The 13,853-nt window shown below is 50.6% G+C and carries 12 protein-coding genes; 6 read left to right on the forward strand and 6 right to left on the reverse strand.

Features of this window, described 5'->3' with window-relative positions; genetic code table 11:
* Window positions 1-143: 143 nt before the first annotated feature.
* Both EL645_RS13615 and EL645_RS13620 read right to left on the reverse strand, forming a co-directional pair.
* On the reverse strand, window positions 144-806 hold the full coding sequence (locus tag EL645_RS13615; protein ID WP_126550866.1) for a response regulator: 663 nt from the start codon (window positions 804-806) through the stop codon (window positions 144-146).
* Window positions 803-3,295: a sensor histidine kinase gene (locus EL645_RS13620; RefSeq protein WP_126550868.1), complete on the reverse strand. Its 2,493-nt coding sequence runs from the start codon at window positions 3,293-3,295 to the stop codon at window positions 803-805. Before EL645_RS13620 ends, EL645_RS13615 begins: the two co-directional genes overlap by 4 nt.
* A gap of 197 nt (window positions 3,296-3,492) precedes the next feature.
* Here EL645_RS13620 and EL645_RS13625 point away from each other — a divergent pair, with 197 nt between their 5' ends.
* From EL645_RS13625 to EL645_RS13635, 3 genes are all read left to right on the forward strand, one after another.
* Entirely contained in the window at window positions 3,493-5,766 is a 2,274-nt protein-coding gene (locus EL645_RS13625; RefSeq protein ID WP_126550871.1) for a glycosyltransferase family 39 protein, read from the forward strand.
* Window positions 5,767-5,837: 71 nt separating this feature from the next.
* Window positions 5,838-6,380, forward strand: coding sequence for a GtrA family protein (locus tag EL645_RS13630; protein WP_126550873.1), 543 nt, complete (start codon window positions 5,838-5,840; stop codon window positions 6,378-6,380).
* Window positions 6,380-7,372, forward strand: coding sequence for a glycosyltransferase family 2 protein (locus tag EL645_RS13635; protein WP_126550876.1), 993 nt, complete (start codon window positions 6,380-6,382; stop codon window positions 7,370-7,372). Before EL645_RS13630 ends, EL645_RS13635 begins: the two co-directional genes overlap by 1 nt.
* Window positions 7,373-7,577: 205 nt before the next feature.
* Here the strand turns inward: EL645_RS13635 and EL645_RS13640 are convergent, their stop codons facing one another.
* Entirely contained in the window at window positions 7,578-9,041 is a 1,464-nt protein-coding gene (locus EL645_RS13640) for a vanadium-dependent haloperoxidase (RefSeq protein WP_126550879.1), read from the reverse strand.
* Window positions 9,042-9,295: 254 nt separating this feature from the next.
* Here EL645_RS13640 and EL645_RS13645 point away from each other — a divergent pair, with 254 nt between their 5' ends.
* Genes EL645_RS13645 through EL645_RS13650 form a run of 3 tightly spaced genes read left to right on the forward strand, consistent with a single transcriptional unit; the run spans window position 9,296 to window position 11,138 of the window.
* Window positions 9,296-9,799 (forward strand): copper resistance CopC family protein, encoded by a 504-nt coding sequence (locus EL645_RS13645; protein ID WP_126550881.1) that lies wholly within the window; start codon window positions 9,296-9,298, stop codon window positions 9,797-9,799.
* Window positions 9,800-9,840: 41 nt separating this feature from the next.
* A complete protein-coding gene (locus EL645_RS39285) occupies window positions 9,841-10,338 on the forward strand; it encodes a CopD family protein (RefSeq protein ID WP_161977355.1) in 498 nt (165 codons plus the stop codon).
* Entirely contained in the window at window positions 10,338-11,138 is an 801-nt protein-coding gene (locus EL645_RS13650) for a CopD family protein (protein ID WP_161977356.1), read from the forward strand. The genes EL645_RS39285 and EL645_RS13650 overlap by 1 nt, the downstream gene beginning before the upstream one ends.
* 104 nt (window positions 11,139-11,242) lie before the next feature.
* Here EL645_RS13650 and EL645_RS13655 read toward each other — a convergent pair whose 3' ends face one another.
* From EL645_RS13655 to tnpC, 3 genes are all read right to left on the reverse strand, one after another.
* A complete protein-coding gene (locus tag EL645_RS13655; RefSeq protein ID WP_126550887.1) occupies window positions 11,243-11,737 on the reverse strand; it encodes a hypothetical protein in 495 nt (164 codons plus the stop codon).
* A 595-nt stretch (window positions 11,738-12,332) separates the two neighbouring features.
* Window positions 12,333-12,656: an IS66 family transposase gene (locus EL645_RS45390; RefSeq protein WP_371865731.1), complete on the reverse strand. Its 324-nt coding sequence runs from the start codon at window positions 12,654-12,656 to the stop codon at window positions 12,333-12,335.
* A complete protein-coding gene (tnpC, locus tag EL645_RS13660; protein WP_371865666.1) occupies window positions 12,590-13,819 on the reverse strand; it encodes an IS66 family transposase in 1,230 nt (409 codons plus the stop codon). The genes EL645_RS45390 and tnpC overlap by 67 nt, the downstream gene beginning before the upstream one ends.
* Window positions 13,820-13,853: the final 34 nt, after the last annotated feature.

The following is a 13,853-nucleotide window of genomic DNA, read 5'->3' on the forward strand; positions in this document are numbered from 1 at the left end:
CTGGTCGCTATAGTATACATCATGGCATTGCTTGCTTGTGGACGTGCGCATGCGCGCCCGAGCAGTTTATAAAAGCTCTACAGAAAGTGCGCGAAGCGCACTTTCTGTAGAGCTTTTATAAACTGTATATTGATATAAAAAACTTAGCGTTCTTCCAGTAGGAGGCCTTGTCTCTGGGCCAGGGCAATGGCTTCGGCGCGTGATTGTACGCCTAGCTTGCCATACAGGCTGGTCAGATGGGTTTCAATTGTTTTGACGGAGACACTGAGGCGTTTGCTGATCTCGGTATTGCGCAGTCCCTGTACTACTAAGCGCAACACTTCTAGCTCGCGACCGGTCAATGGTTCGCGGGGCCCGGTCAGGGTTGCGCGCTCTTCATCCAGCAACTGGCGAATCTCCGGGGAGAGGCTGTGTTTGCCTTGCGCTATATCATGGATAGCCTGGCGGATATTGCTGCCGCTGGCGCTCTTTAGCCAGTAGCCTTTTACGCCAAATTTCAGCATGGTCTGCACATAGGCAATCTGATCATAGGCGGTCAAGACCAGGATGGCGGGCGGTGTGTGTCCTGGCTGTGGGTGCGTCAGGAGAGCCTGGGCGGCCCCAAAGCCATTCATGCCTTTCATCGAGATATCCAGAACCACCACATCAGGCTGCATCCGCTGGCAGAAAGTCAGTACCTCGGCCCCATCCTGGGCCTCTCCGATCACCTCCAGTGAGGAATCCTCTTCGAGCAGTTTACGTGTGCCCTCACGCATCATGGCGTGATCATCTGCTAACAGGATGGTCACAGTATGAGTGTTTTTCATTTGACCAGCTCCTCCTTGATGGGCTTGCTTTCATTATAAGGTGCAGGGATGACTTCTACCTGTGGGCCAGGCAAATTTGTGAGCAGGGTGGTCTCCGCTAGAGCCCGTTCAGGGGTATAGGTGGCGCGGATAGCTGTGCCGCGTCCAGGTTCTGTACGTACTGTAATTGAGCCGCCGATGGCGGCCATACGCTCATGCATACCTACAATACCCAGGCTTTCGAGGCGTGGATCGCCCAGGCGGAAGCCATGGCCATTGTCCGCAATTACCAGCGAGATCTCTCCGTGGACGCTATAGCGCAGGCGTACCACGACTTTGGTGGCATGGGCATGTTTCACCACATTGGCCAGCGCCTCCTGGGCCACGCGATAAAATGCCAGCTCCACCATACTTGACGCGCCGTCCATCCTGGCTGGTTCCTGCCCCAGGCTATAGACGATCACGTGTAGTTGCTTACCGCCGACAAGTTCGTTCTGGCGCCCAAGCCAGCGTAGCGCTTCCGCCAGGCCCAGTTCTTCCAGCAGTGAGGGTCTGAGCGCCAGGCAGGTGCGGCGCAGATTGGTGACTATTGAGCGGGCCATTGGTAGTGCCGTGTCCAGTGCATGTATATTCTTGGCATCGGATAGCTGGCGTACCAGCAACATCGCTTCTTGCAGTACGTCATCATGTAGATCGAGCGCCAGGTGGTGTCGCTCCTCTTCCTGAGCCTGAATCACGCGATGGTTGAGTGCCATCAACTTTTGCGCATCCGCCTGGGCTTGTGTGAGATAGCGATTGTTGACCTCTAAGACTGACAGCTGGGCCACCAGTGAGGCCAGAAAGCTTTTATCCTGCCTGCTATAAGGTTCGTAGTTCTGCTTGGGACCCAGGCATAGAAAGCCTGTGATCAGGTCGCCATCATACAGTGAGAACAAGATAATATTATCCAGTAGCAGGGGTTCAAAAGAGCGCTGGCGAAAATGCATCAGAGCCGCATTGGCCGCCTTTTTCATCTGTATATCCGTGTAAGCCGGCGACTTCTGCGCATAGCGATAGATATGCCAGTTACTGGTATCGTTACTCTGCTCTGCCACATAGCGCATCTCGTCCTGCGAGGTGGCCCGAATAAAGAGTGCTACCTCATTGGCATTCAGTAGCTGCTCCAGCCTGGGAAGAATAAAGGCACTGATCTGGTCCAGTCCGCGTAGCCCGGTTAAAGCCGTACTGAGCTGGCGTAGCTCATCATTGTACTGATAGAAATCATGATAAAACACATGGTCACCGGCGTCGCGTACCTTGTTCCAGACGAAGGGGAAGAGCCAGAGACTGACCACCATTAAGCCCGCGTACAGATAATCGCGCCATTCCAGTTGGGCGCTACTATCGCCACTGGCAAAGGTGCGTAGCGCGATAATGGCCGGAAAAATAAAGGCGCAGGATAGCAAGGCCCACAAAAAGACGCGCATCACTTTTCGGCTCAGCAGGCTGGTTGTGCCTAAAAGTTGATGACGGAAAATTGCATAGTCACAGATGATGGGCAGAATAACCAGTGGCACCGGTACCAGGTGGAGCAAACTCTGATGGAAGAAGGGCATGGGTGGAATGATGCCAATGCTCAGACTTGAAATAATCAATAGGAAAATGACGCCAATCATGACCATGCGGGCCAACTGCTGTTCGGTGCGCGCCATATTGCGCAGGCCCCAGATAAGTATGCCAATCACTATCAGCACACATATGATGTTGTAGAGGAAGGTCGAGAACAAGAAAAGCATATGTGCGTGTTCCCATAGAGGGATGAGGTTGAGAACCAGCAGCACAACTCCCACACTCAGAGGTAAATAAGGGAGCCAGCGACGTCCCTTCCTGGTGGTGTGGTTAACCATTGGATGTGGAAAGAGACAGACAAAGGTAGTAGAAAGTCCTGTGGTCAAAATGAGCAGGTTGATAAAAAGCGCACTGGCCCAATGGACATTAAGACTAAAGGTACCAAACAGGCTACACATCAATGAAACGACATAAAACAGGATAAAGGCTACGCGTGCGGTCGGTCGATCCTGCGAACGGAAGAAGATCGCCATGCCCGCGATATCAAAGATCAAGGCCAGCATACCAGCAATGAAGATATCTAGCGGATTTAATGTTTGTGGGGCGGCGTGAATAGTGAAGGGATGTCCACCGGGCCCGGTCGTCGCTATAATATTGCCCTCTAGCTGGCACATCTGTTGATGTCCCGGACCAGGGGAGAATGGTGGCTCTTTTGGATAGATCACAGAGCCAGCGCGCACATTATTGGTCCAGGCATCAGTAAAAGGAGTTACATTGAGCACCTGGCAGGCGTCTGGTTGTCCATTTACCGGAGCCAGCGTAACCTCTGGATGTTCTGGCTGTTGGGTACTCAAGAATACTAGCAGGCCCAGTTGGATACCTATACTCAAGATGACAACAAGCCAGCGTTTGATCATGGTTGTGGTATGTGGTCGTTGTGGTAGAAAGAGTCTCTCTTTCACGCCAGGCCTTCTTTCTTCTCTTCCTACGAACAGAACTTTGCTTAAACTATAGTCATTGTATTGTAGCGTAATTTTCTAGAGTATAACATCAGGGATTTCCCCGAAGACAAGTGATAACTGGAAAGGTAAGCTTGGGGTAGTTTACTGCTATTGTCAAAAAATATACCAACGTATATCTGATATTGAGGTCATACCTGATGAAGACTGCCAATCTCTCTGCGACTGCGTTAAATGCTAGTGGGCCGGGGCAGGGCGGAGAGAAACTTACGCTCTCCGCGAGCCAGCCAACCCGGCGCTGGCAACGTATTACCCTTGGCGTTATTGTTGCCGTTTCGGCTTTCCTTAATCTGTTTCTGATTCAACAAAACGGTTACGGCAATGCTTATTATACCGCTGCAGTAAAAAGTATGCTGATGAACTGGCATAACTTTTTCTTTGTTTCATTTGATCCTGGTGGTTTTGTGACCGTTGATAAGCCTCCCCTAGGTTTATGGATTCAGGCATTGAGTGCAAAAATTTTTGAGGTCCTGGGCTTTGGCTTTAGTGGTGTCAGTGTATTGGTTCCCCAGGCGATTGCCGGCACGATTGCGGTCTATGTCATCTATTGCCTGGTGCGGCGTTACTTTGGCCCTGTACCCGGGCTGATTGCCGCGCTGGCGCTGGCGATCACGCCTATTTCAGTGACGTTGAACCGGGATAATAATCTGGATCCCTTGTTAGTATTAATCCTGTTGCTGGCGACCTGGTGTGTGATGCTGGCCGTTGATACGGGGAAGTTGCGCTGGCTCCTATTATGTGGGCTACTCGTGGGTCTAGGATTTAACGTTAAGACGCTTGAGGCCTACCTGGTTGTGCCTGCCTTTGGTCTGTTTTATCTTTTAAGCTCAAATCATACCTGGGGCAAACGGATCATTCATCTTGCCCTGGCTTTGTTCGTGCTGCTGATTGTCTCATTCTCCTGGGTGGTTGCGGTTGATCTTACGCCGGCCTCGCAGCGTCCCTATGTTGGCTCCAGCCAGACCAACTCTGAGCTGGAATTGACCTTTGGCTACAATGGCCTGGAGCGCATCACCGGCATGAATATTGGCGGTCGGAATCCTACCAACAATGCCACATCCGCGCCTTCGCCTTCATCTTCAGCGGCCATGCCTTCTTTCGCTGGTGGCATGATGAACGAGGGCGGTGATCCCAGTGCCTTACGTCTGTTGAAGCCGGAGCTGGGCGGACAGGTGAGCTGGCTCTTGCCGCTGGCTATCCTGGGTTTGATCGCTATCGCCTGGCAGGCACGCCTACGCTTACCCCTTAATCGCTGGCATCAAACGGCGGTTCTCTGGGGTGTCTGGCTGCTCGCATGCGCTGCCTTCTTTAGTGTGGCTGGCTTCTTCCACTCCTACTACCTGGTAATGATCGCCCCTGCTATCTGCGTGCTGGCAGCGATTGGCCTGGTTACTTTATGGCTGGATTATCGCCAGCGTGAGCGCTCAGATTGGCGGGCCTGGATGCTACCGCTGGCCCTGTTGCTGACCCTGGCCGAGCAACTCTACCTCATTTCATCCTATGGCGCACCCTGGTCAACCATCCTGGTTCCACTGGTTGCCGTGTTGGGCGTGCTGGGAATAGCGGCCTTGATCATCGCTAAACTGCAAATCAAGCTCTCTGGTGGAACCTCAAAGATCCAGCGGCCAGCGGTTATTGTTAGCATGGTTGGTCTGCTATTCACACCGTTGATCTGGTCGGTCATCTCTCTCATCATGCCCGCCAATTCTGTCTTACCGACGGCCGGCCCGATGCTGGTAAGTGGGGGGATGGGGAGTATGATCGCGGAACTGCAAAAAGCCAATGCTGGTCCGAACGGTCAAAATGCGCCTGGTATGCCCGGTATGGGTGGCAGACGTGGTGGCATAGGTGGAGGTATGGGAATAGGCAATCCATTTGGTGGCGAAAAATCTGATCCCAAAACGATCCAATTCCTGCAGGCAAATAAAGGTAGTGCCCGCTACCTGGTTGCGGTACAGAGCGCTATGTCGGGAGAGCAATTGATTATCGATACTGGTGAGCCGGTGATGGCCCTGGGTGGTTTTATCGGTAGCGATCCCATCCTGACACTTGAGCAATTGCAACAGAAGGTCAAGGCTGGCGAGGTACGCTACTTCTTGTTTCCCTCGGCCAATGCGGGCTCCTTAAAGGATTTGCCGGCCTCGATAAAAGAAATGATCGAGAAAATGACTGGCAGCAGCAACTTTAACCCCAGTAGCATGATGGGCAACAATGGCAAAATCATGTCCTGGGTCCAAAGCAGCTGTAAAGTAGTTCCTGCCGCGCAATGGAAGTCTAATAACCAACAAAATACAGGTGCTGGTATGCCTGGTTTGCCAGGAGGAACCGCTGCTGGTGGGCCGAATGCTGGTCCTGCTGGTAATATGGAAGTAGGGATGAATAATCAGCTCTATGATTGTTCGGTTACGCATTAAATCTCCGCGAGCGCCTGTCTGAAACCAGGCGCTCGCGGAGGTTTAGCTAATGGAAATGGTTGGTCTGTTGGATGGTACAGTTACCTGGAAGTCTAAAACAGCGTATACAACGTTTTGATAAGATCATCTTCTCGCGAGCTGCTCGCCCTTTTCGCTTTGTGTGTACGGGCGGCCTGGCAGGCATAATTCAATTGGGTTTATTGGATATATTAGTGAGCAAGGGCTGGGAGTCGACGCTGGCCAATATTGTTGCCTTTTTAATCTCAGCCCAGGTAAACTTTATAATGAGCTTCTTTTTTACCTGGCGCGATCGCCAGCCAGCCACCGACACCCAGGCGAAATATGTCTTACTCGCGCGCTGGCTCAAATTTCACAGCTCAATTGTGTTTACTGCCTTACTCAATCAGATTGTATTTATTGTGGCTCGTTCATTTATTCCAGCTTTGTTAGCCTCAGCACTAGGCATAGGTGTAGCATCTCTGGTAAACTTCTTTACAATGAATACTCTGGTTTTTCGTCCGAAATTGGCAGCGGTTCAGTCTGTATATCCGGCTGAAGAGGAGCAAGACATGATGATAATGAATGACAGACAGCCTGAAGAGGAGAATGTGTGATGATTGCACCACAAGAAGATAGAATACCTGGGGCTCTCGCGCAGCCCATTTATTCTATTGTGGCTCCAGTCTTCAATGAGGAAGAGACCCTTCCGCAGTTTTATATACGCATAATCCAGGTCATGGAGACTCTAAATGAACCATTTGAACTGGTTTTAATCAATGATGGTAGTAAAGATAAATCTTATCGTGTGATGCAAGAATTGCATCAGAATGATCCACGTGTGCGCATCATTGATTTCTCGCGTAACTTTGGCCATCAGATCGCGATCTCAGCTGGACTCGATTATGCACAGGGGAAAGCTGTGGTCGTCATCGATTCAGATTTACAGGATCCGCCGGAAGTGATTCTAGAGCTGATTGCTCGCTGGAAAGAGGGTGCGGAAGTAGTCTATGCCCAGCGTGCATCCCGTGTAGGTGAGACGAAATTTAAGCTGCTTACGGCCTCGCTTTTCTATCGTCTGATTGACCGCATTACGTCGGTGAATATTCCACGTAATGTCGGCGATTTCCGACTGATGGATCGGGCTGTGGTAGATTCTTTGATCCAGATGCGCGAACATCATCGCTTTATGCGCGGTCTGTCGGCCTGGGTTGGCTTTCGCCAGGAGGCTGTATTATATAATCGCCAGGAGCGTTATGCGGGCTCGACCAAGTATCCTCTCAAGAAAATGATTAGCTTCTCGCTGGATGCCATTACCAGTTTCAGTCATCTTCCTCTGCAACTGGCCACCACCTTTGGTTTTATTCTGGCCGGTATTAGCTTGCTGGGTATTCTGGTGGCAGTCTTCTTGCGCTTGATTACTGGTGCTATCGTGGGTCAGGCTTCAACACTGATTCTGGTGTTATTTCTGGGTGGTGTGCAGCTCATTTTTCTGGGTATTATTGGTGAGTACCTGGGACGTATCTATGATGAGGTGCGGGCTCGCCCCCTCTATATTGTGCATCATGCGCTTGGCTTCTCTAAAAAAGATGCAACTGAAGAGCAATAATTAGTTTTGGTGTGTTTTATTGCGTACGTGTGCTGCGCACCCGAACTGCTTTTAGGGGATAGGTCGAAATTGTGCCTGGCACAATTTCGACCTATCCCCTAAAAGATGAGTGGGTGTTAGAGGCGCTCGAAAGCGTGGTTTATTAACACCCTACAAAGATGAGTAGGTGTTAGAGGCGCGCGAAAGCATGATTTATTAACACATGCTATAGAGATTGGTGGGTGTGGTGGGGATGGATATATTTGTGGGCGCGCTGCCATACGAGTATGGCTATCTCACGGCCCAGGATGCGACCTGTGATGTCGCCTTGCTCAAAATGGATGCCACCATAGCAGCGCGAGGCGCCCGCTTCGATGGCGGCCTCGCTAAAAGTTCTCCAGTAAAGGGTGATATCCGTTGTGGGTGTTGTACCAGGTTCGATATATGAGCTTCCTGCTGGTCTGGTATACGAGCCGCCGAAGTAATCGCTGCGCGTGCAGAAATTGAGAATGTTGGCGCCGGCCGCGCTAAAAGCGCTATGGCTGGAACAGTATTCAGGTGAGGCTTCTGTGATGGTATCAGGAGATTGGTAGGGCTGCCAGTCGGCCCCGTTGATCAATTTTGTTCCTTGATGGGGGCCACCCCAGGCGAGCACAGGGCGTCCAGCATATAAATAATGGATGGCGGTGAGCGGCCGTTCCGAATTATAGGCCCGCTTGATGTCCCAGCAAACAATACTTGTATCCAGCAGAGCATTGCCCAGAATAAAAAATAGCTTGATCGTATTGTCTAAATTGTACATATCTCGGCGAACTACATATTGGGCGATCAAAAACCAATGACCCGGTGCCTGTTCGGCTGCGGGACCCACTTGCCAATATTCGGCACTCGTCTTTTGTTTATCGGTGAGATTAGCGCTAATATCGAGTACCTGGTTAGCCTGTACACTATAGCGCCGATCATAGATGGTTGCGGGCGGCACAGAGGGGCGGAACTGGGAACCGTGCGCAAGTGCGAATGGTTTGACATGACCCCAATGGGGAGTCACACACTTTTGGAGCACTACATCCTTAGGGCCCTGTTGGACCCATAGTGGCTGCCATGCATCAGGATCTTTAATCTGGTCAGGTGTATTCAGTGGTTGGTAATTAGTGTAATCTGAATAGGCACCTGGATGAAAATTGCCTGTTTGATTTGAACCATCCTGGTGACGAAATTCCAGCACCAGTTGAGCCATGAGATTCCCGATACCGGCAGCGGTGGTCATATTGCTAGCTTGATTCAGGGTTGAATATCCCAATTGAGCCATGAGGGTGCGAAATTGCAGTTCTTGTGCTGGAAAGAGATCGCTCAGACTACGATAAGCCGCATAGCTGATCGCTTCCTCTTTGTTCGCCTGTGTATGCTCATTGGCAGGACGGCGTAGCGGTTGGTCGCAGCAGGTACTGCTGGCCTGAGGATCATAAACGGACCAGGCATCGTACATACAGGTACTCACAATGGCCAGGGCGCGGGCAGCAATGGTTACTGCAGGTTTTGTAGTGCGTATTGCCTGTAAAAGGGCATTATTCCAGAGCAGTGCCACCCTGGGAGAATGCTGGATATGCGCTGTTGACAACAGGTTGATGCCACTCAGCAAAGCTGCTCCGGTACGTAAGATGTTTTTGTGGCTCACCTTAGTCTTTTCCATAGCCTGTTAATTTTCCTTGACATATGCAATTCTCTTTTCACTATACCAGACTATTTAAAAGCCATCGTCGACGCGGCTTGCTTCGCTGCTATTGGCTCAACCATGCGGAATCAATGACGATAAAATGGATGTACCTGTCAGGTAGCTATGCTCATACGATTGCGTGGCAGCAGATTGAATGTTTCTTGAGGATCTTTCCAATTGGGCGTGTTATATTACTGGTACATGCGAAAAAATAATGAGAAGAAGGGCCCATGAGTACACAAAGGCAACCCTCCTCCATGCTGATAAAAAAAGCCAGCCTTATCTGTTGTGTTATCTGTTGTGTGCTCTTTTTGAGCATACCTCGTGATGCACACGCGATGGGTTTGTACGCTCACTACGCACATAGTGATCCAGCCATTAATGCGCACCTGCCCAGTGGTGATTCACCGGTTGCGGTACAGGTCTGGTTTACAGAGCGTATTGAGCCAAAGTTCAGTCATGTAGAGGTTTATGACCAGGATGGAGAGCGGATCGATCGTCATGATAGTAAGGTCGGTTCTGATGGAGCTTCGCTACGTGTTTCGCTGCTTGCGGGTTTAATCGATGGAACTTATACAGTCGTTTATCATAATATTTCCCAGGAAGATGGACATATGGTGTTCGGGAACTTTAATTTTGTGGTTGGTGGAGGGTATCGTCCGGGCAGACAGCGATTGACCCTGCTCAGGTTTCTAATACTGACAGTGATTTTAACGTTTGGAGCGTTGGCATAAACTGGCTGAACTACCTGGGCCTATCAGGACTGGTAGGTGGTTTGCTGTTCCTGCTATTAGTCTGGCGGCCAGCTCTGTACAGGTTGGTTGAGCATACCGGAGTCGAATCCAGGCAGGTCAGACAAGAGATGTTGCTGCGCTCATCCACATTCTTTTTCTGGTCTTTGTTAGCTATTGGCATTGGCTCGCTTGCCCTGCTCTTGTACCAGTCTAGCATCGCCAGCGAAGCTGCTCCCTGGGCTATCTTTACCAATCAAGCCCTGACCAATGTACTCTTTAAAAGCCGCTTTGGTGTAATCTGGCTTTTTCGCATCTTTTTGTTACTGATTGCCTCCCTCATCTGGTTTGTTAGTCGCCGCATTATCGCGGATCGGCAGGATCCACTGAATGAATTATGGGGTTTCCTCCTGCTGATTGGCATTGCCATTATGTTTACAACCTCCTTAGACTCTCACGCAGCCAGCCGACAAGATCTCTGGTTTATGATTCCGGCAGATGTATTACATATGCTGGGAGCAGGTTTTCTGGTTGGGGGCTGATGATGTTTGGCTTTGTTTTTCCAGGCACTCTCTATCGCTTCAAGCCTGGTACAGGTGACCGTACGCGTGTCCTGGCTGCCATCATTCCTCGCTTTGCTTTGATCGCCCTTGCCAGTGTGGTCATTTTGGGTATTACAGGCATCATTGAGGCCATCGTGCAGCTGAAAGCATTTGAACAGTTGTGGACCAGTAGTTATGGGCAGGCATTATTGCTCAAACTTGGACTCTTTATTATCTTGTTGGGACTGGGAATTTATTATCAGCTTCGGGTAGGTCCACGTATGAGTAGCTATGCCGTTGGCATTGATGAGCAAACAGGGGCGGGATCACCTGACGCGGACAAGCTCCAGCGTAGTTCCCAGACACTACTGAGGGTAGAGGCTGTCCTGGCGATCCTCTTATTGGTGAGCGTTGGTATCCTGACCAGCCTGAGTCCCACTCCAATTGTTGCTTCGCCCATATCCCGGGCGGCTGTGTATCAAGGCACGGTAAGTGGCTTGAAGTATACTGTAACGATTGATCCGGCCAGGCCAGGGCAGAATAGCATCGATATTGTGTTGAAAGATCACTATGGTCAGCCTCTACGTGAGACTGATACCGTTACTTTGAGTGCGAATATGCTGGAAATGGATATGGGGTTGCAGAAGATGGTTCTAAAGCCCGTTAAGAATTCGCCAGGTCATTATCGTACTACTAGCACAGCATTGAGCATGGCCGGAAACTGGGAACTGACCTTATTGATACAGCACGCGGGTACGAAGGATATCAAAAAGACCTTCACCATTGCCCTGGGATATTAATCGGTTTGGAGTGGCGCCCGTTTAGCACGAACTTTTTATCTTGTGTGGTGCAAAAATTGCGTACAACGCAATTTTTGCACCACACAAGATTATTTATATTTTTCCTACAGAAAAATCAGCCCTGCTCGCTCTAGATCGGTGAGGATCACATATAACTCATCCAGCCTTCGGGATGTCAGGCGGGCAAGCTCCAGAGGGGAGCGCCGATTATCAATCAAGAGAAATACCTGTCTATGTTGGCGAGTGAGGCGTTGTTGTTCAAGCAGCCTTAAACTATTTTCATTATTGCTAAAACGCCTCTGGGGGACGCGCTGCATCGATATCGCGGGAATGGGAGCCTGGTAAGGATCTGTTTGCTGCTTTGAAGTACCGGACGAGAGTGGAAAACCGGGATTGGTGATCGGGTGTGGTTGTGGCAGGCGGCGCAGTGGATCGGTATGTTGATGTGTGATTGCTGGTGGGTGGGCAATTGGAGGTTGGGGTGGTGGTGCTGCTGCTGGTTCTGCTACAGGTGTAGATGTGTTTGAATGAGAGGTGGCGGCATTCTGCTCCGAGGCATGTTCGAATTTAAAGCGACAAGACCCCAGTTGTGTAACCACGTCAATATATCTGCACCCTGATATGTAGGTGTCGCCTGCGTCTCAATGATTTTCCCTCTTAGGAAGCGCACTGAAACTTTCTCTTGGCCCTGTTGCCCACTACGTTCTGCTATTAACGTCCCCGTTTGACGAGAGAACGTAATCACCCGGATCACATCGGCCAGGCGATCTGTGACTGTTCCAAATTGGTCTGTCATACGCAGACCCCCTCTCATGAAGTTCTTCTTCGAGACATCAATGTGGGTAATTATTTAGCCAGGGTGAGAAGTTGTACATAGTTCCATAGCTCTATACAACAGAGAAGAATCTATTCAGATGTGAATGGGTTTCTCGTACAATAAAGAATAGGATACGTCAATGCTTTTGTCAAGCTGGAAAAAAATTCACTTCAATAGGTATCGGGCAAAGATTAGTGAAAAAGTTCATCCTTTGATAGTGATCAATATCATTTGAGCTCAGCCTTTTTCGCTGTAAACTTTCTATAACGATACAAGCACAGGCATATATATGTATATGAATACGGTCAGCAATTATATAAAAGTTTATAAGATAACTTAAAAGGATTTAGGGGCGACTATGAAAAAGATTTTTGTAACTACTCAGTAGCCCATGCAATGGGGAAAGGAGAACCAGCAAAAACCGCAGCAATGGCAGCAAGCATTGAGCGCCCCTGCTTGCGCATGGTTGAAAGATAGCTGCGAATGATGCAAAAAGCCGTAGCTCCATCGTCACTGCGGAAGGTTCCGGAAATCTTTTGCTGCACTTTCACCATGCGTAAATCTCGTTCGGCGAGATTGTTGGTAAAAGGCACAGACAGGTCCTCCAGAAAACCCAACACTTGATCAGCTCGCTTTAAGAGCGCATCGAGCAGATTCTTGGAGGCTTCCTGTTTTTTGCGTCCTTGTCGTTTGGGCTGCAGACTTCCTGGGGAGGGGCTTGAGCGGCATGCGTGGCAAAGCCAGCGGCCAGAATGGCAAAATACTGGGCAAGCCACTGCTCCCGTTCGGGGGTGGGGACGGCGCTCGCTCCTTGGAGGCGCCAGCGATCAGCGGCTTGCTTCATCGCCAGCAACAGATCGAACATGGCTTGTCCCCAAGGCTGCTTCTCCTGTTCGGCGACATACAGGCAGTCGCGTAGCAGGTGGGCTCCGCAGAGGCTATGGGTACAGAGGTAGCGATCATAGCTGGACCAGCGATCATGCATGGAGCGGCCCTGATAGTGTGGCCAGATCCCAATCTGCTCCAGAGCCTGATGCCCTCGTTTGCGATGCCAGGAGTACAGGGTGAGCCAGGGAGTCGCATTGAGATGCATCCAATGCAAGATGCCTTTGACACGCATCCCCGTTTCGTCAGCATGTTGCAAGGGGCTGGCCAGCAGTAAGGTTTTGATCCGCTCGATGCTCGACTCAAGGGTCTTGGCTGCCTGAGCAATCCAACGGACCAGCGTGCCTTCGGACAACTGACACCCGCACAGATCAGCAAGAGCTTCACAGGTGCGTTGCAGTGGCACCAGTTGAAAGTGGGAAAGATAGACCGCCAAGGCTTGGACCTGCGGGCCATACTGGACAGCAGCATCGACGCCTGCCGGAAAAGACGCCTGCGTCACATGCTGGCAATAGGGGCAGCAGATTGCTTGTCGGCAATGCTCCTCGACCAGCAAACGCCACGTGGGCAGATCGTGGACTTGACGGCGTTCGTTGGTGATAGCTGCCTCCTGCTCAAGAGGGTACTGACATGCTTCACAGTGCGTTGGACGATGAAGCACGACGCTATCAGGAGTCAATGCTTGCATCAGGGTATGACCGTGGTGACCGGCTTGTCCACCGGAAGTCTTGCCGCTTTTGCGCCGCTGTTTGCCAGGTTTGCGACCCAATCCATCACTGGAAGGAGGTTTACTACTATTATGACTATCTTTTCCCAATCGCCGTTCAAGCTCTTCAATGCGCAACAAGGCACCTATGAGCAATCCTTCGAGCTCTTCGATCCTGCGATCTTTCTGCTCTGCTTGCTCTTTGAATGCCTCTGCTTGCTCTTTGAGCTCTCGGTAGGCTTTCTGAAGATTTCTCACTTCTTCTTCTGTCATGCTCTTAGTTTATCAGCTTTGTCCAGCTTTTCTC

The sequence above is a fragment of the Dictyobacter kobayashii genome (assembly GCF_003967555.1).
GTDB classification, from domain to species: Bacteria; Chloroflexota; Ktedonobacteria; order Ktedonobacterales; family Ktedonobacteraceae; genus Dictyobacter; species Dictyobacter kobayashii.

What these genes read in the sequence shown, in the direction of transcription:
- EL645_RS13650 (WP_161977356.1), top strand. Translation starts at nt 10,338, where the DNA reads ATGATGTTTGGCTTTGTTTTTCCAGGCACTCTCTATCGCTTCAAGCCT.
- tnpC (WP_371865666.1), bottom strand. Translation starts at nt 13,819, where the DNA reads ATGACAGAAGAAGAAGTGAGAAATCTTCAGAAAGCCTACCGAGAGCTC.
- EL645_RS13630 (WP_126550873.1), top strand. Translation starts at nt 5,838, where the DNA reads ATGGTACAGTTACCTGGAAGTCTAAAACAGCGTATACAACGTTTTGAT.
- EL645_RS13615 (WP_126550866.1), bottom strand. Translation starts at nt 806, where the DNA reads ATGAAAAACACTCATACTGTGACCATCCTGTTAGCAGATGATCACGCC.
- EL645_RS13640 (WP_126550879.1), bottom strand. Translation starts at nt 9,041, where the DNA reads ATGGAAAAGACTAAGGTGAGCCACAAAAACATCTTACGTACCGGAGCA.
- EL645_RS13625 (WP_126550871.1), top strand. Translation starts at nt 3,493, where the DNA reads ATGAAGACTGCCAATCTCTCTGCGACTGCGTTAAATGCTAGTGGGCCG.
- EL645_RS13635 (WP_126550876.1), top strand. Translation starts at nt 6,380, where the DNA reads ATGATTGCACCACAAGAAGATAGAATACCTGGGGCTCTCGCGCAGCCC.
- EL645_RS13645 (WP_126550881.1), top strand. Translation starts at nt 9,296, where the DNA reads ATGAGTACACAAAGGCAACCCTCCTCCATGCTGATAAAAAAAGCCAGC.